Origin of the sequence: Naasia sp. SYSU D00948 (assembly GCF_017916515.1) — a bacterium.
Lineage (GTDB): Bacteria > Actinomycetota > Actinomycetes > Actinomycetales > Microbacteriaceae > Naasia.
Genome location: NZ_JAFMTA010000001.1, coordinates 1,276,930 through 1,296,790, shown reverse-complemented (window position 1 = coordinate 1,296,790; position 19,861 = coordinate 1,276,930). Strand labels below are relative to the sequence as shown.

Below are 19,861 nucleotides of genomic sequence, written 5' to 3'. Positions count from 1 at the left end.
GTGCGGCCCCCGGGCGACCGTCCGGGGGCCGCACCCCCAACCCCCACACCCAGCGCCTCCCCTGACTCCGTACCGGGATCTGACATGACCTCCACCATCAAGGCGGCTGACGCGGCGTCGGCCGGCGACGCAGCCGGCCGCGAGATCGTCCGGCCCAAGCTGACGTTCGGCCAGCGGCTCAGCTGGTTCGACGTCAAGGCGTCGCCGTACGCCTACATCTCCCCGTTCTTTCTCCTCTTCGGGCTCCTCGGTCTCTTCCCGCTCGTCTACACGTTCGTCGTGTCGCTGCACGAGTGGGAGCTGCTGCAGGGTCAGGGCGACTTCATCGGCCTCGAGAACTTCGCCACGACGCTGCAGGACCGGTTCTTCTGGAACTCGATCTTCAACACCCTCAGCATCTTCGTGCTGTCGACGGTCCCGCAGATCACGATGGCCGTGATCCTCGCGGCGATCCTCGACCACAACCTCAAGGGCAAGACGTTCTGGCGGATGAGCGTGCTGCTGCCCTACGTCGTGACCCCGGTCGCGGTCGCGCTCATCTTCTCCAACATCTTCCAGGAGCAGTCCGGGCTCGCGAACAACCTGCTCGGCGTCTTCGGCATCGAGCCGATCGAGTGGAAGCGCGAGACCTGGGCGAGCCACGTCGCGATCGCCACGATGGTGAACTGGCGCTGGACCGGGTACAACGCACTGATCCTGCTCGCCGCGATGCAGGCGGTTCCGCGCGACCTCCATGAGTCGGCCGCGATCGACGGCGCGGGCGGCATCCGCCGGTTCTTCTCGATCACCATCCCGAGCATCCGGCCGACGCTCATCTTCGTCATCATCACCGCGACGATCGGCGGCCTGCAGATCTTCGCCGAGCCGCGCCTGTTCGACGTCTCGACCGCGGGCGGCGTCGGCGGCTCCGACCGCCAGTTCCAGACCACCGTGCTCTACCTGTGGGAGATGGCCTTCTTCCGCCAGGACTTCGGGCGGGCCTCCGCGATCGCGTGGCTGCTCTTCCTGCTGATCGTCGGCATCGGCCTCATCAACTTCCTCATCTCGAAGCAGATCGCCTCCGCCGAGGGCAGGGCCCTCAACAAGAAGACCGCTCGTATGCTCGCGAAGCGAGAAGGAGTATCGGCATGAGCCTGTCCACCACCGATGCACGGGCGTTCCCGCTGCAGCCGGCGCGCGGGCGCCGGAACCGGCCGAACACCGGCGTCGGCTCCCGTCCCGGGTTCCTCGCCTACGGCCTCCTCGTCGCGACCCTGCTCGGCTTCGCCTACCCGCTGTGGTGGTCGTTCGTGGTCGCGAGCGGCACGAACGCCACACGCGGCGAGACGCTGCCGCTCATCCCGGGCGGCAACTTCTGGGCGAACGCCGCCGAGGCGATGGACGCCATCCCGTTCTGGCTGGCGCTCTGGAACAGCTTCGTGGTCTCCAGCATCATCACGATCTCGGTGGTGCTGTTCTCGACGCTGGCCGGCTACGCCTTCGCGAAGCTCCGCTTCCGCGGCCGGGACGGGCTCATGATCTTCGTCATCGCGACGATGGCGATCCCGACGCAGCTCGGCATCATCCCGCTGTTCATCCTCATGCGGCAGTTCGGCTGGACCGGCGAGCTCGGCGCGGTGATCGTCCCGTCGCTCGTGACCGCGTTCGGCGTGTTCTTCATGCGCCAGTACCTCGTCGAGGTCATCCCGGACGAGCTCATCGAGGCGGCCCGGGTCGACGGCGCCAACCAGTTCCGCACGTTTCTCAACGTGGCGCTGCCGGCCGCCCGTCCGGCCATGGCGATCCTCGGGCTCTTCACCTTCATGGCCGCGTGGACCGACTACCTGTGGCCGCTGATCGTGCTCAACCCGACGAACCCGACGCTGCAGACGGCGCTCAGCCAGCTGCAGTCCGGCTACTACATCAACTACTCGATCGTGCTGGCGGGCGCCGTGCTCGCCACCATTCCGCTGCTCCTGCTGTTCATCGCGGCCGGCAAGCAGCTGATCTCCGGAATCATGCAGGGAGCAGTGAAGGGCTGATGGCAGCACTCGATCCGAACACCTACGAGTGGCCCGAGGGCTTCCTCTGGGGATCCGCCACGGCGGCCGCCCAGATCGAGGGAGCCGCGCACGAGGACGGCAAGGAGGACTCCATCTGGGACGCGTACGCCCGCGTCCCGGGAGCCATCGCGAAGGGCCACACGCCGGAGGTCGCGGTGGACCACTACCACCGGATGCCCGACGACGTCCGGCTCATGAAGGAGCTCGGCCTCTCGTCCTACCGCTTCTCGACCAGCTGGGCCCGGGTGAAGCCGGGGGACCGCGAGGTGAACCAGGCCGGGCTCGACTTCTACTCCAGGCTGGTCGACGAGCTGCTCGAGGCGGGCATCCTGCCCTGGCTCACGCTGTACCACTGGGACCTCCCGCAGGCCCTGGAGGAGCGGGACGGCTGGGCGAACCGGGACACCGCGTACCGCTTCCGCGACTACGCTTCCGCGGTCTACGACGCCCTCGGCGACCGGGTGACGCACTGGACGACCTTCAACGAGCCCCTCTGCTCGTCGCTCATCGGCTACGCCGCCGGGGAGCACGCGCCGGGACGGCAGGAGCCGCGGGCCGCCCTCGCCGCGCTGCACCACCAGCACCTCGCGCACGGCCTCGCCGCCGACCTGCTGCGCGAGCGGGGCGCTCAGCGCATCGGGATCACGCTCAACCTCACCAACGCCCTGCCGAACGATCCCGCCGACCCGGTGGATCAGGAGGCGGCCCGACGCCTGGACGCGATCTGGAACCGTGCGTTCCTCGAGCCGCTCCTGCTCGCCGCCTATCCCGCCGACTTCCTCGAGGACGTCCGCGCCCACGACTTCGAGGCCCTCGTGCAGCCGGGCGACCTCGAGACGATCGCGGCCCCGCTCGACTTCCTCGGCGTGAACCACTACCACGACGACAACGTGAGCGGTCACCCGCTGCCGCCCGGCACTCCGCCGGGCGTCCGGCCGGACGTGAACCCCACCTCCTCGCCGTTCGTGGGCTCCGAATACATCACCTTCCCGCGCCGCGACCTGCCCGTCACGGCGATGGGCTGGGAGGTGAACCCGGACGGTCTGCGGACCCTCCTGGTCCGCCTGGGCCGCGAGTACCCGAACATGCCGCCGCTCTACGTGACGGAGAACGGATCCGCGTACGAGGACGAGGTCGGCGAGGACGGCAGGGTCCACGACGCGGAGCGCGTCGCCTACCTGCGCGCGCACCTCTCCGCGGTCGCGGAGGCGATCGAGGAGGGCGCGGACGTCCGCGGCTACTTCGTCTGGTCGCTGCTCGACAACTTCGAGTGGGCGTGGGGCTACGACAAGCGCTTCGGTATCGTTCGGGTGGACTACGACACGCAGGTCCGCACCCCGAAGGACAGCGCCCTCGAGTACTCGCGGATCATCGGGCGCGTCCGGGCGGAGACCTAGACTTCGGAGCGACCGAGGAGGGAGCGACCATGACCCAGGAGCTGACGCCCGGCGCGCCGACCCTGGAGCAGGTCGCAGCGGCGGCCGGGGTCTCCCGGTCCACCGTGAGCCGCGTCGTCAACAACTCGCCGCACGTCACCGACGAGGCGATGACCGCGGTCCTCGACGCGATCGAGCGGCTCGGCTACGTGCCGAACCGGGCCGCCCGGTCGCTCGCGAGCCGGAAGACCCAGGTCATCGCGCTCGTGGTGCCGGAGACCACGGCGAAGGTGTTCGCCGACCCCTTCTTCGCGTCCGTCGTGCAGGGCGTCGCCCTCCACCTCTCCGATACCGAGTACACCCTCAACATGGTGATCGCGTCGGAGACGAACCCGCAGAAGACGCGGCGCTACCTGCTCGGCGGCAACGTCGACGGAGCGCTGGTGGTCTCCCACCACAGCGGCGACCACTCCTACGCCCGGCTGAGCCACGCGCTGCCCACCGTCTTCGGCGGGCGTCCCATGAGCCCCGACGAGCAGGACAGCTACTACGTCGACAGCGACAACGTGGCCGGAGCTGAGGCGGCGACGCGCCACCTCCTCGACATCGGCTGCCGGTCGCTGGCGACGATCGCCGGACCCCAGGACATGCCGCCCGGCTTCGACCGGCTCGTCGGGTGGCGCAGCGTCGTCCGCAGCGCCGGCCTGGACGACGGCCTCGTCGAACTCGGTGACTTCACCCCGCGCGCCGGCGCGGAGGCGGCCCGACGTCTCCTCGACCGCGGGGTGCCCTTCGACGGCCTCTTCGTGGCCAACGACCAGATGGCGGTCGGAGCGCTCTCGGTGCTCCGCGAGCAGGGCCTCTCCGTGCCGCACGACGTCTCGATCGTCGGCTTCGACGGCGACAGCTTCAGCGAGACCAGCAATCCGCCGCTCACGAGCATCGCGCAGCAGGCGACCGAGCTCGGAGCGACCATGGCCCGCGTGCTCGTCGATCTCCTTCAGGGCCGTCCCGCGGATCGCGTCACCATCATGCCGACGCGGCTGATCGTGCGGGGATCCACGAGGGAACCCCAGGGCACGGAAACCGCGGCGGACTGAGCCCCCGGAACGCGGACGGGGGGCCCGGCACACGGCCGGGCCCCCCGTTCGGTGAGGGCGGTCAGGACTGCAGCGCCGGCTGGGCCAGCTCGATCAGCTCGCGCGCCTGCTCCGGGAACCACTGGCCGGCGGGCGGGTCGATCATCCCGCGCTCGGGGTCCTCCGGCCCCTCGGTGCCGCGCAGGCACTGGCCGTCGGACTCACCCGGGACCTTGATCCAGAGATAGGCGTCGATGAGCTCGTTGCCGGTGTCCGTGGTCGGCGCGATGCCGAGGCCCCGGGCGGGCGGGTTGCACCAGTCCTCCGGGTCGGAGTAGCTCGTGCCGCTCGCATCCCACGGGCCCTGGCCGTTGCGGCTCGTATCGATCACGAAGTGCACGGCGGGCTCCACGTCGCCGAGGAGCAGCTCGTACCGGGAGTTGATGCCGGCGGTGTTGAGCGTCGGGTCCTCGGCGGTGTCGCTCCACTCGCCGAACGGGTCGAGGGTGACGCCCGTCCAGTTGTTGGCCGGTCCGCCGCTCCAGTACTGGTTGCCGCAGCTGCCGAAGTCGCCCGGGTTCACCTGGGTGACGTACGTGAGGCAGGAGGAGACCCAGGTGCCGTACTGCTCGAGGTTCGCCGTGTACTGGTAGTTCGACACGTTGAGGAAGAACCCGTCGGCGTCCTCGATCCCCGCCTTCAGCAGCCGGTCGCTCGCGTCGCCGACGTTGAGCCACCCGTTGTGGGTCGCGTCGAGGTAGACCACTGTGTTCGGCAGCGCCCCGAGGGCGTCGACCGCGTAGTTCAGCTGCTCGAACCGGCTGGCCGCGGCGGTGGCCGGGTCCAGCTCCTCGGGCTGACACCACTCGAGCTCGCCCGCGAGGTTGGTGTACCAGGGGATGATGCCGAGGCCGTCCGGCTCGAGGATGACGGCCGCCTCGCGGTCGCCGATGCCGGCGGCGAAGGCGTCGATCCAGGCCATGTACTCGGCCGTGTTCGCGGCGCCGCCCGCGGAGTACTGCGAGCAGTCGCGGTAGGGCAGGTTGTAGGCGACGAGCACGGGGACCGCGTCGTCCTTGTCGGCCTCCTTGACCACCTTGGACACGTCCTTCTCCACCTCCTTCGGCGTCCCGCTCGTGAACCAGGTCGCGGAGGCGTAGCTGCCGAGCAGCTGCGCGTCCTCCTTGGCCTGGCCCTTGAGCTTCTTGGCGGCGTCGAGGGTCGTGCTGTGCGGGTTCACCCACAGGGGCGTCTCCGGATTGAGCACCTCGTTGGCCGCAGCGGCAGGCTGCGCGGTCGCGAGGCCCAGCAAAGAGAGCGCTCCGGCCGCGGCTGTCGCCGCAACCCGCCTCCGCAATGAGTTCCGAGTCATTCCATCTCCGTCAATCAGCGCCGATCACGGTCGACCGACGTCGCTGTCGATACCGAGCGGTCCTCCTTGGGAGCGCTCCCATCCACCCTCGCCCCGCGTCGGTCCAGGTGTCAACCCGCCTCCGGGTCCGGGCGGCGATTGGGGCGTTCCAGGGCGCAGATCGGACAGGGAGCAGGGGCGGCACGGCGTCTGCGGGAGGCATAGGCTCGACGCCACGGCGGGCAGCGGGAAGGAACGGCGATGACGGACACGGTGCGGCACGAGCCCGAGCGCATGCGGTACGTGCTGGAGCGCGACGGCGAGGTGATCGGCCTCACGAGCTACCGGCAGGCGGACAGCGAGATCCGGATCACCCACACGGAGATCCAGCCCGTCCTCCGCGGACAGGGCCTGGGCGGCGTGATGGTGCAGCAGGTCCTCGACGACCTCCGGGCGACGACGGACGCGGCGATCGTGCCCGTCTGCCCCTTCGTCGACCGGTGGATCGGCGACCACCGCGAGTACCAGGACCTCCTCAGCCGCCGCTGATCCCCGCCGAGATGCCACTCGGTGCGCTCATCCTCGCCGAATGGGCGCACCACCTGGTATCTCGAGGGGTCAGGGGACCCGCGTGAGCCACTCCCGGGTCGAGAACTTGGTGCGGACGAGCTCCTCGGCGCGCTCGTATTCCTCCGGGGTTATGTCTCCGGGGACGGCGCCGTAGAGCGAGGTGAACGTCTGCTTCAGGCGGTCGATGACCGCCGCCCGGCTGAGCCCCGTCTGGCTGCGGAGGGGGTCCACGCGCTTGGCCGCGCTCGTCGTGCCCTTGTCCGAGAGCTTCTCGCGCCCGATGCGCAGCACCTGCGTCATCTTGGCGCCGTCCATGTCGTAGCTCATCGTCACGTGGTGGAGCACGGCCCCGCCGCCGAGCCGCTTCTGCGCCGCTCCGCCGATCTTGCCCTTCGGTGAGGTGATGTCGTTGAGCGGCTGGTAGAACGCGTCGATGCCGAGGGACTGGAGCGCGACGATCACCCACTCGTCGAGGTAGGCGTACGACTCCGCGAACGACATGCCGCGGACCAGGTCGCCGGGCGCGTACAGCGAGTACGTCACGATCGACCCGGCCTCCATGAACATCGCGCCGCCGCCGCTGATCCGCCGGACCACCTCGATGCCGAACCGCTCGGCGTTCTCGAGGTCCACCTCGTTCCGCAGCGACTGGAAGCTGCCGATGACGACCGCCGACCGGTCCCACTCCCAGAAGCGCAGGGTCGGCTTCCGGCGGCCCTCCCCCACCTCCTCCGTGAGCACCTGGTCCAGCGCGAGGTGCGTCGCCGGGGCGACCGCGGGCGCGTGGACGAGCTCCCACTCGTAGTCGCGCCAGCTCCGCGCGTTGCCGATCGCACGGCGCATCGCGGTGGCGACCGCCTCCGGCGAGAAGCCCAGCAGCACGGCGTCCGCCGGGAGCGCGGAGCGGATGGCGCCGGCGAGCTGGGAGGGATCGGCGTCGATCGACATCCCGTTCACCGCCGCGTCGATCGCCTCCAGGGCCGAGTCTGGCTCGAGGAAGAAGTCGCCCGCCAGCCGGAAGTTCGCGATCCGGCCGTCCACCTCGTCGAGGTCGACGACGACCAGCTTGCCCCCGGGGACCTTGTACTCACCGTGCATGCGGGACTGCTCCTTCGGAGGGTTCAGGCGGCGGGACGCCCGGAGCGGAGGCGCTCGTCGAGCCACGCGAGGAGGTCCGCCACGACCTCGTCCCGGTTCGTCTCATTGAACACCTCGTGCCGCGCCTCGTCGTACACGATCGCCTCCACGTCCCGCAGGCCGGACCGGGTCACGTAGCTCGTCGCGAGGCGCTCAACGCTGCGGGCGCCGCCGAGAGGGTCGTCGCTGCCGACGAGGATGAGGAGCGGGAGGTCGGGAGGCAGGTTCCTGGCCGGGCGCCCGAGCAGGCGGAGGGCGTCGGGGACGCCGAACAGCTTGACGGTCCGCGCCGAGAAGTTGAGCGGGTCCGCGTAGAACGCCTCCGCGATCGCGGTGTCGCGGCTCAGCCACTCGGCGCCCGTCGTGCCGAGGTGCCGGTGCCGCCGGTTGAGGTCCCCGCTGTTCATCCAGCCCACCGCCCGGTAGGCCGTGCCGGTCAGCACGACCGCGTCGTAGTCGCGGGGGTGGCGGTTCAGCAGGATCTGCGCGATGAGGGAGCCCCAGCTGTGCCCGAGGAGCACGAGCGGAACGCCGGGATGCTCTTCCCGGATGCGCCGGCTCAGCCGGTGCACCGCTTCGATGGTCGCCCGCAGCCCGCCCGGGCCGAGCCGGCCGAGCTTCGACCGGTCGCCGTTCCACTGCGCGAGTCCCGTGCGGCCGTGCCCGCGGTGGTCGTCCGCGACGACCGAGTACCCCGCGGCGTTGAGCTGGCGGACCAGGCTCTCGTAGCGCATCGCGTGCTCGCCGAGCCCGTGCAGGAGCTGGATCACCGCGCGCGGCGACTCGACGAGCCACTCGTAGTAGCTGATGACGACGCCGTAGTCGTCGGTGTACTCGGGCACCGAAGGATTATCGCGCGGCTGGAGGCGAGAGATTCCGCGCGGCAGCCGGGTCGCGGCACCCCGCCCGCCTCGGAAGGGTCGGGGCGTTGGACCCTAGCCCTCCGCTGCGCCGGCGGTGAGCATGTCGGCGTCGGGGACATCGGAGTCAGCACTGAAGACAGGAGAACACCATGCGTTGGACGAGGCCGGTCGCTGCCGGCGCGGCGGTCGCCCTGGCAGTCCTCGTGCCGGCACTGCCGGCGCAGGCCGCCGCCCCCATCCGCGAGACGTTCGTCGAGACCTTCGACGACGCGCTGCCCTGCCCGGATCAGACCTACCAGGTGCACGGGACGCTCGAACAGGAGTCGTGGCTCTGGATCGAAGGGGACCTGGCACGACAGCACTCGAAGTTCGTCGTCACCCAGACGTTCGTCGACGAGACGGGCGCGGTCGTCGCGACGGGCACGAGCCACGCCGGGCTGAAGCAGGTGCACGTGCACGTTCCCGAAGAGGGATCGATCGAGTTCACGATCATCTCGCAGGGGGCCTACTTCCTGCGCTCGGCCGCAGGCGGCGTCCTGGCCAAGGATGTCGGCGTGATCGGCGCGACCTATCGCGTCTACCAGGACGGCTTCGACATCGTGCGCCAGTGGATGGGCGGTCAGCATCTCGGCGTGGACTTCGACGTCTGCGCCGTCCTCGAGGAGGCGGCGGCGTAGACGCCGGCGACGCCGGATCCTGCCTCTCCTGGTCCACAGTGACCCGGAGAGGCGCCGCGGGGGCTACCGCGTCACGAGCTCCTTCGGCGTCACGAAGACGTCGACGAGCGCGCCCTGCCGCCAGACCGTCATCTCGATCTCCCGGTCGATCGCGTCCTCGACCATCAGCCGCTGCACGGCCGTCGTGCTGACCACGGTCGTGCCGTCCAGCTCGACGATGATGTCGCCCACGCGGAGGCCTGCGGTCGCAGCCGGTGAGGGCTCCGACACCGCCGCCACGCGGAGCCCCTTCCGCGAGCCGATGCGGGCCCGGAGCGGCTCGGGCAGAGGGAACTCGGCACCCGCGATGCCGAGCCACGCGCGCCGGACCCGTCCCGTCCTCATCAGCGAGTCGAGGATCTTCCGGGTCGTCGCGTTGACCGGCACCGCGAGGCCCACGCCGATGCCGGCGACGGCGGTGTTGACACCGACGGCCCGGCCGGCGCTGTCGGCGAGGACGCCGCCGCTGTTGCCCGGATTCAGCGCGGCGTCGGTCTGGATGACCTCGTCGATGACGCGTCCCGCGGGGGTCGGGAGCGACCGGCCGAGGGCGGACACGATGCCCGCGGTGACGCTTCCCGCGAGCCCGAGCGGGTTGCCGAGCGCGACCACCAGCTGCCCGACCCGGAGGGCGGCGGCGTCGCCGAGCTCGACCGGAGCCGGCACCGGGCCGCGGGCCCGGAGCACCGCGAGGTCCGACAGCGGATCGCGCCCCGCCACGTCGACGGTGACCTCCGTGCCGTCCGCGAACGCCGCGTCGGCCGTGTCCGCTCCGGCGACCACGTGTGCGCTGGTGAGCAGGAATCCGCTCTCCGTGAGGACGCTCGCGCTGCCGGAGCCGGCTCCGCGCACGCTGCGCACGAGGAGGCTCGCGACGCTCGGCAGGACGCGCTGCGCGACCCCGACCACGGCCTGCGAGTAGGCGTCCAGTGCGGCGTCGTCGTCCATGCGCCACATCATCGACCCGGAGCGGCGGGCGGTGCACGGGGTTTCGCTGGAGGCGGAGCCGACGTCACCGCCGGGGAGACGCCCGACGCGACAGTCCTATCCCGGGCGGTGATCCCAGTTCCCGCCGCGGCGGGCGCTCAGGCCTCGCGGGTGATCTCGACGGACACGAACAGCTGGGAGCGGCCCGGGCCCGCGTAGACGCCGCGGACAGGCGGCACGTCCCGGTAGTCGCGTCCGCGTCCGACGAGCACGTGCCGGTCGCCGATCGGCAGCAGGTTGGTGGGGTCGAATCCGTGCCAGTCCCCGCAGAACCACTCGACCCAGGCGTGCGACTCACCCACGACCGTCTCACCGACCGCGGCGTCCGGATTCGGGTGGAGATAGCCGGACACGTAGCGGGCGGGGATGCCCACGGCGCGCAGGGCGCCGAGCGCGAGATGCGTGATGTCCTGGCAGACGCCCTTCCGCTCGGCCCACGCCTCCTGGGCGGTGGAGCTCACACTCGTGACGCCGTAGACGTACTCCACGCTCTCGCCGACCGCGCGGCAGATCGCCTCCGCCGCCGAGCACGGGCTGTCGCTGTCCGCGGCGATCGACCGCGAGATGGCCACGAGCTCCTCCGGAGGGTCCGTGAACGCCGTCTGGGACGCCTGCTCAACGTACTGCACCTCACGGGCCGTCGCCTCGGGGAGCTCCTCCCAGGACACCGAGGCGCCGCCGGGCGGACGGTCGCGCACCTCGACGAGGCTCGTCGCGGTGAGGGACAGCTCGCGGTGCGGCGCGAGGATCTCGAACGCACTGACCCGCGTCCCCCAGTAGTCGACGAACGTGTGCTGCGAGGAGATGGGCGAGACGTCGAGATGCGAGTGCAGGACGAACTGGCCCTCTCCGCTCGTGGGCAGCATCCGGGCCTCGTTGTACGAGGCCGTCACCTCGCCGCCGTACCGGAAGCCCGTCTCGTGCCGCACACGGATCCGCTTCATCAGTCCTCCTCCGTCCACGACGGCGCGGGAGCGACGGGGAAGTACCGGCGCCGGATCGCCTCGGATGCCGCCGAGGTGACCTCCTGCACCGCGTCCATCTGGTGCGGCAGGTCGTCGAGGATCTCGACGATCGGCCGGTACTCCAGCTGGCTGCGGATCCGGCCGAGCAGGCGCTGGGCCTGGTCGGACACCCCCGCCCGCTCGCTGCGCGGCTCGAGCTGCCGCAGGCACTCCTCCGCGCGCGTGACCGCGAAGATGACGGACCGGGGGAAGAGCCGGTCGAGGAGGAGGAACTCGGCGGCATTCCGGGCGGACGGCAGTCCCCGGTACGTGCGGAGGTACGCCTCGTAGGCGCCGCAGGAGCGGAGGATCGTCGTCCAGCTCGGCCCGCTCGCCTCCGTCAGCGCGCGGGTCGCGAGCAGGCGCGCGGTCATGTCCGCGCGCTCCAGGCTGCGGCCCAGGGTGAAGAACAGCCACGCCTCGTCGCGGCTCGTCGACGAGTCGACGATGCCGACCGCGAGCGCCGCGCGCTCCCGGACCCAGCCGAAGAACTCGTGCACCTTCTCACTCGATACCCGGCGAGGCATACGAGCGCGGGTGGTGTTGAGCGACTCCCACAGCTCGGTCGAGACGATCTCGCGGGCCCGCCGGGCGTTCTCGCGCGCGGCGCCGAGGGAGTACGCGATCGACGCGGGGTGGGTGCGGTCGACGGCGAGCAGCGCGAGCACGTCCTGCCGCGTGAGTGGACGGTCCTCCGGCGCCGAGCTGCCCATCACGGACAGCAGGGATCGGCACGCCAGGTCCTCCGGCGTCCACGGATCCTCGAGCAGCAGCTGCAGGTGGACGTCGAGGATCCGCGCCGTGCCGTCGCTGCGCTCGATGTACCGCCCGATCCAGAACAGGCTCTCGGCGATCCGGCTCAGCATCCCGCACCTCCGGATGCCAACCCGGGCCGTCCCGGACGATCCGGGCCGGAATTTCGGCCCGGGTTCGCCGAACCGGCCCGAGTCGCGACGTCGCGCGCCTGCTGCTGCTGTTGCTGCTGCTGCTCGCTGCCGGAGCGCGGCCGGTCCTCAGGTGAGTGGTCGGGCGCGTGCTCGCGGATCACGGGGATCGACGAGGTCGAGGTCGCCTGGGCGCCGACGAGACCCGAGATGCCCCGGTCAGGTGCGGCGAGCGGCGCGCCGCCGACGACCCAGGTGTCCTTGGAGCCGCCGCCCTGGCTCGAGTTCACGACGAGCTGTCCCTCGGGCAGGGCGACGCGGGTGAGGCCGCCGGGGAGAACCCACACGTCGCGCCCGTCGTGCACCGCGAACGGGCGGAGGTCGGCATGCCGCGGGCGGACGCCGTCGTCGACGAGCGTCGGGATGGTGGACAGCTGCACGACGGGCTGCGCGATCCAGCCGCGCGGGTCCTTCAGCAGGCGGCCGCGCAGCTCGGTGAGCTCGGCCCCGGACGCGGCCGGCCCGACCACGAGCCCCTTGCCGCCGGACGCGTCGACGGGCTTCACGACCAGCTCGGCGAGGCGGTCGAGCACCTCCTCGAGCGCCCCGGGCTCCTCCAGCCGCCACGTCTGCACGTTGGGCAGGATCGGCTCCTCCGACAGGTAGTAGCGGATGAGGTCGGGGACGTAGGTGTAGACGAGCTTGTCGTCGGCGACGCCGTTGCCGACCGCGTTCGCGATGGTGACGTTGCCGAGGCGGGCCGCCAGCATCAGCCCAGGCGAGCCGAGCATCGAGTCGGCGCGGAACTGGAGCGGGTCGAGGAACTCGTCGTCCACCCGGCGGTAGATGACGTCGACGCGCGTCGGACCAGCGGTCGTGCGCATGAACACGCGGCCCCCGGAGCAGAAGAGGTCACGGCCCTCGACGAGCTCGACGCCCATCAGCCGCGCGAGAAGCGTGTGCTCGAAGTACGCCGAGTTGTAGACGCCCGGCGTGAGGACCACGACGACCGGGTCCTCGATGCCCGGCGGAGCGGCCGCGCGGAGCGCCTGCAGCAGCCGGTTCGGGTAGTCGCCGACCGGGCGGACGCGCATCGAGACGAAGAGCTCGGGCAGCGTCTGGGCCATGACGCGCCGGTTGGAGATCACGTAGCTGACGCCGCTCGGCACACGGACGTTGTCCTCGAGGACCCGCCACTCGCCCGCCTCGTCGCGGATCAGGTCGATGCCCGAGACCTGGATGCGCACGCCGTTGGCGGGCTCGATCCCGGCGGCCTGCCGGTGGTAGTGCGACGACGACGTGAGCAGCGACGCCGGGAGCACCCCGTCGCGGATCGCCTGCTGCGGTCCGTAGACGTCGGCGAGGAACGCCTCGAGCGCCAGCACGCGCTGCCGCACGCCCGCCTCGATGCGGCTCCACTCCCCCTGGTCGATGACCCGGGGGACGGCGTCGAGCGGGAAGGGACGCTCCTCCCCCGCGAAGTCGAAGGTGACCCCCTGCGCGAGGTAGCTCGAGGCCAGCGCCTCGGTGCGGCCGCGCAGCTCGTCCTGCGTCATCCTCGCGAGGGCGGCGTAGATGTCCCGATAGGGCTCGCGCGCCTTCGGGTCACCGGTGCCGTCGGGCGGCACGGCGAACATCTCGTCGAACGCGGGGCGGGGCGGAGCGGGCTGCGGGCGAGCCGGCGGGGCGGCATAGCCGTCGAACAGGTCGCCCATGTGCCGACTCTAGCGAGGGGCGTGTTGCGGGCTTGTTTCGCCCGTGCGGCGCCGCGTCATCCGGCCGGCTCGGCCGATGCCTCCTCCGCCGGCCGGAGCAGGAGGAAGAGGCCCTCGTACGGCGGCAGGTGGACCGAGAAGCTCTGCAGGTCGTCGACGTGCGCGATGGTCTCGCCCGTCGAGGCATCGATGACGTCGCACTGCGGGACGAGCGCCTCCGAATGCACGGTGCCGTCGACCGATTCGCCGGAGAAGTTGAGCACCGTCACCTGGATCGGCGCGTCCTCGCGGGTCCGGTCGCCGTCGTCGAGACGGTGGACCAGGACGAGCATGCTGTGGTGCGCGACGAGCGGGATGTCGAGCTGCGTCGCCGTCGCGATCGAGTGGGTGCGGCGGATGTCGATCACGTCGGTGAGCCCGGAGATGAAGGAGTCGGGCTGCTCGAGCTGGGCGGGCAGCGAGCCGTACAGCGACCGGCCGCGCGGCATCCCGGCGGGCGAGCGCGTCGCCTCCGGCGACGAGTCGAGCAGGTCGTGGGCGCCGCGGGAGATCCACCGGGTGTCGCCGGTCTCGATGAGCTCGCGCACCTCCTTCGCGGGCACGGTCAGCATCCCGAGGAGGTCCCAGCCGGAGAGCGCGAACACGCCCGGCTGCCACGCGTTGTACTTCGCGAGCAGCAGGTGCGCGTCGCGGATGCGCGGGATGTCGGCCTCGGTGATGTCCTCGAGGTGCTGGAAGCCCTGGCTGGCGGCGATGGTGGACGCCGTCGTGCAGGCGATGCCGTTCTGCGTGAACACCATGTTGTAGTCCGCGGAGCCGGTCAGCTTCTCGGTCAGATCGGCACGGATCTCCTCCGCGAGCTGGCCGCCCGTCACCTCGCGGTGACGGAAGAAGTAGGTGTCGTCGCGGTGCGTGGTCGCCCAGTGCACGAGCTCGTAGGTGAGCTCGTCGTGGTTCTGCAGCCCGTGCACCAGGCCGACCGGCTCCACCCCGAGCTCGAGCGCCGTCGTGAGGGTGAGGCGCAGGAACTCGGTCTGGCCGGTGGCGAGCGCGTGGTGGTAGGCCGGGCGGCTCACGAAGTCGTACGACAGGTCGGCGCCGACGGCGCCGGTGTCGCGGATGTCCTCCATCGTCAGGTTCAGCTCCTGGAACGTGAAGCCGCCGACCTTGCGGACCATGCCCGCGATGATGTGGTTCGCCGCGTGCGACAGCGGGTGGCCCTCGGACCAGGCCGGCAGCCCCTCGGCGCTCTTCTCGACCCCGAGGAAGCCGTTGGCGTCGAGGCGCAGGGCGCTCGTGCCCAGGTCACCCAGCGAGTGCAGGGCGTCGCCGATCACGAGGCGCATGCCGGCGAACGTCGGGTCCAGCCAGTTGATCGACGGCTGGCCCTGCTTGAAGTAGTGCAGGTAGACCCAGCGGCGCTGGATGCCGTCGGGGCCGATGACCGGTGCGGTCGCGCTCCAGTTCGTCTCCTTCACCCCCGGCGTGTAGAAGATGACGCGCTGCAGCTCGCCGATGATGTAGCCGTGCTCGCTCAGGCGGCGCTCCGTCGCGGGGTCGAGGTTGACCGCGTCCCGCCCCTCCGGGACCTCCGGGAGCAGGTGCCAGTCCTCCGGCGGGATCTCGACCATGTGGTAGATCCCCGGGTAGTCCTTGTACGCCATCTCCGCGAGGCGGAAGTCGGCGCCCTTGCCGGTGTGCCCGGGCACGATGTCGTCGATGATGCTGCCGCCATGCGAATCCGCGACGTCGCACATGCGGCGGAATGACTCCTCGTCGCCGAACGCGGGGTCGATCTGCGTGCTGATCCTGTCGAAGTGACCGTCGACGCTGGGCGTCTCCTGCCAACCCGTGATGCCGCCCGCGCGCTTGACCGGGCCGGTGTGGACGCCGTTGATGCCGATGCTCTGGAAGGCGTCCCAGAGCTCCTTCTCGCCGAGGGCCTGCAGGAACGACTGTCCGGGCTTCGTGATGAGCGAGATGGGATAGGCCGTGAACCACACGTCGCTGGTTCCGATCGCACGGCGGGCGTCCGGGCGCGCGTAGGGGTTCCGCCACATCGACGGCTGCCCGGAGAGCTGGCGGCTCAAGACGTCGGCGTCCTTCAGCATCGACTGGCGCACGAGCCACTCGACGTAGGAGGGGTTTGTGCCGTTCGCCGTGCGCGGGTCCGTGGTGAACCGGCGCGGCCTGCCGCCCCGGAAGTGATCGCGGGGTCGCAGCCGGCGCGGACGCGCGGGATACCGCTGCTCGTCGTAGGTGATCTCGGTCGTGTGCTCGGTGATCTCGGGGATCTCGGTCGAAGTGGTCTCGGAGGACTCGTCCACGTCTCTGTTCTACCGTGCGATCCTGCCCGAGCGCCGCCTGCGCCAGGGGGGTTCAGCCGGAGGCCGCTTCGGTGTAATACCGGGTGATGTGGGCGGTCATGAGGTCGGCCGCCTCGTCGCGCCGGCCCTCCTCGATCGCGGTCAGCAGCTCGCGGTGCTCCCGCCGCAGCCGGGTCGCCGTCCTGTCCCAGTCGGGCAGCTTCTCTGTGAGGGCGAGGGTGTAGCCGCGGATGGACTCCCGGAGCGACGCCATCATCGCCCCGACGAGCGGATTGCCGGTCGAGCTCGCGATCGCGACGTGGAAGGCGGCGTCCCGGTCGAGGAACACCGGCGGCTCGATGTCCTCGTCCTCCATGCTCGCGAGCAGCACCCGCGCCTCGCTGAGATCCCGGGAGCCGACCTTCGCGTTGCGGGCGGTCCAGCCCTCGAGGAGGACACGCGTCTCCACGATGTCCTCGGCCCGCAGGTGCTCGCTCGCGAGGTGCATGCGCAGTGCGGCACTCAGCGCGAGGGCCGGCTCCGCGACGATGACGGTGCCGGCGGCGGGTCCCGATCCGACGCCGGAGCGGAGGACGCCGAGCACCTCGAGGACGCGCAGGCCCTCCCGGACGGCGGCCCGGGAGATCCCGAGCTCCTCCGCGAGCGCACGCTCCCCGGGGAGCCGGCCGCCGATGGCGAGGGAGCGACCCGCCAGCTGACGCTCCACCCAGTCGAGGACGATCTCGTGGGACCTCATTCCGCCCACGGTACCGGTCGGCTATGATCCTGTGGTCAGACCACACGCCGAGAGGACGATTCGATGGCGAACATTCAGCGCCGCATCCCCAAGGTCCGCGACCTCGCGCCGCTCATGCGGTTCAAGAAGCCGACGCTCAACTTCAAGAAGCGGCGGCTCCAGGAGGCGTACACGATCTACGACCTCCGCGAGATCGCGAAGCGGCGCACCCCGCAGGCCCCGTTCGACTATACGGACGGCTCGGCGGAGCAGGAGATCTCGATCCAGCGCGCTCGGCAGGCCTTCGAGGACGTGGAGTTCCACCCGGCGATCCTCCGTGACGTGTCGGACGTCGACACCGGGTGGGACGTCCTCGGCAAGCGCGTGGAGCTGCCCTTCGGCATCGCTCCCACGGGCTTCACCCGGATGATGCACACCGAGGGCGAGATCGCCGGGGCGAAGGCGGCCGCGAAGGCCGGCATCCCCTTCTCGCTGTCGACCATGGGAACGACCTCGATCGAGGACGTGGCCGCCGCGGCACCGAACGGCCGCAACTGGTTCCAGCTGTACATGTGGAAGGACCGCGACCGGTCCATGGCGCTCGTCGACCGTGCCGCGAAGGCCGGGTTCGACACCCTCCTCGTCACCGTCGACGTGCCGGTGGCCGGCGCGCGGCTCCGCGACTCCCGCAACGGCATGACGATCCCGCCGACCCTCACGCCGAAGACCGTGATCAACGCCCTGCCGCGTCCCGAGTGGTGGATCAACTTCCTCACGACCGAGCCCCTCGCCTTCGCCTCGCTCGACCGCTGGTCCGGAACCGTGGGCGAGCTCCTCGACACGATGTTCGACCCCACGGTCACCTTCGAGGACCTCGCCTGGATCAAGGAGCAGTGGCCGGGCAAGCTCGTCGTCAAGGGCGTCCAGAGCGTCGACGACGCGAAGCGCCTGACGAACCTCGGCGTTGACGCGATCCTGCTGTCGAACCACGGCGGCCGCCAGCTCGACCGCGCCCCGATCCCGTTCCACCTCCTGCCCGACGTCGTCCGCGAGGTCGGCAAGGACACCGAGGTGCACGTGGACACCGGCATCATGTCCGGCTCGGACATCGTCGCCTCGATCGCCCTCGGCGCCCGCTTCACCCTCATCGGCCGCGCCTACCTGTACGGGCTCATGGCGGGCGGGCAGGAGGGCGTGGAGCGCGCCATCGAGATCCTGCGCGGCCAGATCGTGCGCACGATGAAGCTGCTCGGCGCACGGTCCCTCGAGGAGCTCAACCCGTCGCACGTGACCCAGCTGGAGCGCCTGGTCCCGCGACCTCGCGCAACCGCCTAGCCCCGTCCGCAATCGGCACGGATCCGGAGGGATGGCGGAAACGCCGTACCGGGCACCTCCGGACACGGCGTTTCGCCGTTTCCTCCGGATCCGTGCGGAGTCTCCGGATCCGTGCAGAGTCTCCGGATCCGTGCAGAGCGGGTGCGGACGCTACAGGGCGCGCTGGAGGTCGGCGGCGATCCGCCGGTGCTCGCGGAGGGCGTCCGGCAGTCCGGGGAGCTGGAGCTCCCCGCCGTCGACGAGGACGCGACCGCCGACCATCGTCGTCCAGGCCGTCGCCGGGCCGCAGCGCAGCAGGGCCTCGATCGGGTCGTCGAGCGCTCCCGCGAGGGACACCGACGCCATGTCCCACACGACGAGGTCGGCGAGCGCCCCCACCGTGAGGTGCCCGATCTCGTCCTCCCACCCCAGGCAGGCGGCGGATCCGCGCGTGCCGACGTCGAGCGCGTCCCGAGCGGTGAACGCGCCCGCCCCGTTCACGAACCGTGCGAGCATCAGGGCGCCGCGCGCCTCCATCCACAGCGAGGCGGCGTCCGCGCTGGCGGAGCCGTCGCACCCGAGCCCGACCGGCATGCCGTAGGAGCGCAGCCGCGGCACGTTCGCGGTCGCGCCGCAGAGCACCATGTTGGAGCTCGGGCAGTGCGCGACGCCGACCCCCGCCTTCGCGAGCCGCTTCGACTCCGCGTCGGACGGGTACGCGAAGTGCGCCACCCAGGAGCGGTCGTTCGCCCAGCCGACGTCCTCGAAGTGCTCGACCGGCGTCCGACCGTAGTGCCCGAGGCAGAAGGAGTCCTCGTCCGGGTCCTCGGCGAGGTGGGTGTGCATCCGGACCCCGTGCCTCTCGGACAGCTCGGCCGTCGCCCGCATGAGGTCGTCGTCCACACTGAACGGCGAGCAGGGTGCGAGGGCGACGCGGATCAGCGCTCCCGGGGAAGGGTCGTGGTAGGCGCGGATGAGGCGCTCGGAGTCCTCGAGGATCACGTCGTTCTTCTGCACGACGGAGCGGGGCGGCAGGTAGCCGTCCTCCTCGGATCGGCTCATGGACCCGCGGGTCGGGTAGAAGCGGAAGCCGATGTCCTGGGCCGCCCGGATCTCGGCGTCGATGAGCCCCGGGCGGGGGTGCACGTAGAGGTGGTCGGTGGAGGTCGTGCAGCCGCCGAGCAGGAGCTCCGCGATGCCGACGTACGCCGAGTAGTAGGCGCCATCCTGGTCGAGCCGCGCCCACATCGGGTAGAGCGTGGTGAGCCACCCGAACAGCGTCCCGTTGACCGCGGGCCCGAAGCTGCGGGTGAGGTTCTGATAGATGTGGTGATGCGTGTTGATGAGACCCGGCGTGACGACCCTGCCGCCCGCATCGATCACACGATCCGCCGGTGGGGCGGGGGTGCCGGAGTCGCCATAGGCCGCGACCCTGCCGTGTCTCACCGCGATCCAGCCGCCGGCCAGCTCGACCCCCCGGTCGAGATAGATGTGCGACGCGTTCGCGACGACGGCGTCCATCCGCTGCTGCATGCTCTGCTCCGTTCCCGTGCCGCTTCGAGGCGGCGTCGAGCCGTCTCCCTGTCCCGGGGCGAGGCGGCCCGGATCGTCATTGCGCGGTGCAAACGGGAATGCCAGTAGGCGGTGCCATGGTACGTGTGCCGGACGCGGCCGAGACCTCCGGGAGGGCGCTCGGCAGCGGATGCAACACGGCGGTCACCAGGATTTAACACGAGCTTCACACGACCCGTGCCGCTCCCGGCATGTGTCGCTAAGGGTAC

17 protein-coding genes are annotated in these 19,861 nt (G+C 70.9%); 7 read left to right on the top strand and 10 right to left on the bottom strand.

The genetic code is table 11. The annotated features are described in order from the left end of the window. Positions 1–84: 84 nt before the first annotated feature. From J3P30_RS06195 to J3P30_RS06180, 4 genes are read left to right on the top strand one after another with little or no spacing between them, the layout of a single operon-like run. On the top strand, positions 85–1,131 hold the full coding sequence (locus J3P30_RS06195; protein ID WP_210480071.1) for a carbohydrate ABC transporter permease: 1,047 nt from the start codon (positions 85–87) through the stop codon (positions 1,129–1,131). Further along, positions 1,128–2,021: a carbohydrate ABC transporter permease gene (locus tag J3P30_RS06190; protein ID WP_210480070.1), complete on the top strand. Its 894-nt coding sequence runs from the start codon at positions 1,128–1,130 to the stop codon at positions 2,019–2,021. The genes J3P30_RS06195 and J3P30_RS06190 overlap by 4 nt, the downstream gene beginning before the upstream one ends. Then, the gene (locus J3P30_RS06185) at positions 2,021–3,439 is read left to right on the top strand and encodes a GH1 family beta-glucosidase (protein ID WP_210480069.1); all 1,419 of its coding nucleotides are present in this window, start codon (positions 2,021–2,023) and stop codon (positions 3,437–3,439) included. Before J3P30_RS06190 ends, J3P30_RS06185 begins: the two co-directional genes overlap by 1 nt. Positions 3,440–3,468: 29 nt before the next feature. Further along, entirely contained in the window at positions 3,469–4,518 is a 1,050-nt protein-coding gene (locus tag J3P30_RS06180; protein WP_210480068.1) for a LacI family DNA-binding transcriptional regulator, read from the top strand. Between the two features lie 61 nt (positions 4,519–4,579). Here the strand turns inward: J3P30_RS06180 and J3P30_RS06175 are convergent, their stop codons facing one another. After that, complete coding sequence (locus J3P30_RS06175) at positions 4,580–5,809, bottom strand: glycoside hydrolase family 6 protein (protein WP_246852722.1); 1,230 nt, start codon at positions 5,807–5,809, stop codon at positions 4,580–4,582. 300 nt (positions 5,810–6,109) lie between these two features. Between J3P30_RS06175 and J3P30_RS06170 the strand changes: the two genes are divergently transcribed. Beyond that, complete coding sequence (locus J3P30_RS06170) at positions 6,110–6,397, top strand: GNAT family N-acetyltransferase (protein ID WP_210480066.1); 288 nt, start codon at positions 6,110–6,112, stop codon at positions 6,395–6,397. Positions 6,398–6,466: 69 nt separating this feature from the next. Here J3P30_RS06170 and J3P30_RS06165 read toward each other — a convergent pair whose 3' ends face one another. Together J3P30_RS06165 and J3P30_RS06160 are read right to left on the bottom strand one after the other, a co-directional pair. Then, positions 6,467–7,516, bottom strand: coding sequence for a biotin/lipoate A/B protein ligase family protein (locus J3P30_RS06165; protein WP_210480065.1), 1,050 nt, complete (start codon positions 7,514–7,516; stop codon positions 6,467–6,469). A gap of 23 nt (positions 7,517–7,539) precedes the next feature. Then, complete coding sequence (locus J3P30_RS06160; RefSeq protein WP_210480064.1) at positions 7,540–8,397, bottom strand: alpha/beta hydrolase; 858 nt, start codon at positions 8,395–8,397, stop codon at positions 7,540–7,542. A 170-nt stretch (positions 8,398–8,567) separates the two neighbouring features. On the opposite strand from J3P30_RS06160, the gene J3P30_RS06155 reads away from it, so the two are divergent. Beyond that, on the top strand, positions 8,568–9,095 hold the full coding sequence (locus tag J3P30_RS06155; RefSeq protein WP_210480063.1) for a hypothetical protein: 528 nt from the start codon (positions 8,568–8,570) through the stop codon (positions 9,093–9,095). A gap of 63 nt (positions 9,096–9,158) precedes the next feature. Here J3P30_RS06155 and J3P30_RS06150 read toward each other — a convergent pair whose 3' ends face one another. The 6 genes from J3P30_RS06150 to J3P30_RS06125 all read right to left on the bottom strand — a co-directional run bounded on the left by J3P30_RS06150 (position 9,159) and on the right by J3P30_RS06125 (position 16,787). After that, on the bottom strand, positions 9,159–10,082 hold the full coding sequence (locus J3P30_RS06150; protein ID WP_246852721.1) for a S1C family serine protease: 924 nt from the start codon (positions 10,080–10,082) through the stop codon (positions 9,159–9,161). Positions 10,083–10,219: 137 nt separating this feature from the next. Continuing rightward, positions 10,220–11,065, bottom strand: a complete 846-nt coding sequence (locus J3P30_RS06145; RefSeq protein ID WP_210480062.1) for a transglutaminase family protein — start codon at positions 11,063–11,065, stop codon at positions 10,220–10,222. Next, on the bottom strand, positions 11,065–11,991 hold the full coding sequence (locus J3P30_RS06140) for an alpha-E domain-containing protein (protein ID WP_210480061.1): 927 nt from the start codon (positions 11,989–11,991) through the stop codon (positions 11,065–11,067). The genes J3P30_RS06145 and J3P30_RS06140 overlap by 1 nt, the downstream gene beginning before the upstream one ends. Next, positions 11,985–13,724: a circularly permuted type 2 ATP-grasp protein gene (locus tag J3P30_RS06135; RefSeq protein ID WP_210480060.1), complete on the bottom strand. Its 1,740-nt coding sequence runs from the start codon at positions 13,722–13,724 to the stop codon at positions 11,985–11,987. The genes J3P30_RS06140 and J3P30_RS06135 overlap by 7 nt, the downstream gene beginning before the upstream one ends. A 56-nt stretch (positions 13,725–13,780) precedes the next feature. Further along, positions 13,781–16,051, bottom strand: a complete 2,271-nt coding sequence (gene treS, locus J3P30_RS06130) for a maltose alpha-D-glucosyltransferase (protein WP_210480059.1) — start codon at positions 16,049–16,051, stop codon at positions 13,781–13,783. A gap of 52 nt (positions 16,052–16,103) precedes the next feature. Beyond that, a complete protein-coding gene (locus J3P30_RS06125; protein WP_210480058.1) occupies positions 16,104–16,787 on the bottom strand; it encodes a FadR/GntR family transcriptional regulator in 684 nt (227 codons plus the stop codon). Between the two features lie 63 nt (positions 16,788–16,850). Here J3P30_RS06125 and J3P30_RS06120 point away from each other — a divergent pair, with 63 nt between their 5' ends. After that, a complete protein-coding gene (locus J3P30_RS06120) occupies positions 16,851–18,101 on the top strand; it encodes an alpha-hydroxy acid oxidase (protein WP_210480057.1) in 1,251 nt (416 codons plus the stop codon). Positions 18,102–18,251: 150 nt separating this feature from the next. On the opposite strand, the gene J3P30_RS06115 is transcribed toward J3P30_RS06120, so the two are convergent. Next, positions 18,252–19,613 carry an 8-oxoguanine deaminase gene (locus J3P30_RS06115; RefSeq protein WP_210480056.1) on the bottom strand — a complete coding sequence of 454 codons (1,362 nt, stop codon included), beginning with the start codon at positions 19,611–19,613 and terminating at the stop codon, positions 18,252–18,254. Positions 19,614–19,861 lie beyond the last annotated feature (248 nt).

Excerpts from the sequence above, each read along its gene's own strand:
- J3P30_RS06140 (WP_210480061.1), bottom strand. The coding sequence starts at position 11,991 with ATGCTGAGCCGGATCGCCGAGAGCCTGTTCTGGATCGGGCGGTACATC.
- J3P30_RS06170 (WP_210480066.1), top strand. The coding sequence starts at position 6,110 with ATGACGGACACGGTGCGGCACGAGCCCGAGCGCATGCGGTACGTGCTG.
- J3P30_RS06125 (WP_210480058.1), bottom strand. The coding sequence starts at position 16,787 with ATGAGGTCCCACGAGATCGTCCTCGACTGGGTGGAGCGTCAGCTGGCG.
- J3P30_RS06195 (WP_210480071.1), top strand. The coding sequence starts at position 85 with ATGACCTCCACCATCAAGGCGGCTGACGCGGCGTCGGCCGGCGACGCA.
- J3P30_RS06155 (WP_210480063.1), top strand. The coding sequence starts at position 8,568 with ATGCGTTGGACGAGGCCGGTCGCTGCCGGCGCGGCGGTCGCCCTGGCA.
- J3P30_RS06150 (WP_246852721.1), bottom strand. The coding sequence starts at position 10,082 with ATGGACGACGACGCCGCACTGGACGCCTACTCGCAGGCCGTGGTCGGG.
- J3P30_RS06190 (WP_210480070.1), top strand. The coding sequence starts at position 1,128 with ATGAGCCTGTCCACCACCGATGCACGGGCGTTCCCGCTGCAGCCGGCG.
- J3P30_RS06145 (WP_210480062.1), bottom strand. The coding sequence starts at position 11,065 with ATGAAGCGGATCCGTGTGCGGCACGAGACGGGCTTCCGGTACGGCGGC.
- J3P30_RS06120 (WP_210480057.1), top strand. The coding sequence starts at position 16,851 with ATGGCGAACATTCAGCGCCGCATCCCCAAGGTCCGCGACCTCGCGCCG.
- J3P30_RS06115 (WP_210480056.1), bottom strand. The coding sequence starts at position 19,613 with ATGCAGCAGCGGATGGACGCCGTCGTCGCGAACGCGTCGCACATCTAT.
- J3P30_RS06180 (WP_210480068.1), top strand. The coding sequence starts at position 3,469 with ATGACCCAGGAGCTGACGCCCGGCGCGCCGACCCTGGAGCAGGTCGCA.
- J3P30_RS06135 (WP_210480060.1), bottom strand. The coding sequence starts at position 13,724 with ATGGGCGACCTGTTCGACGGCTATGCCGCCCCGCCGGCTCGCCCGCAG.
- J3P30_RS06165 (WP_210480065.1), bottom strand. The coding sequence starts at position 7,516 with ATGCACGGTGAGTACAAGGTCCCCGGGGGCAAGCTGGTCGTCGTCGAC.
- J3P30_RS06185 (WP_210480069.1), top strand. The coding sequence starts at position 2,021 with ATGGCAGCACTCGATCCGAACACCTACGAGTGGCCCGAGGGCTTCCTC.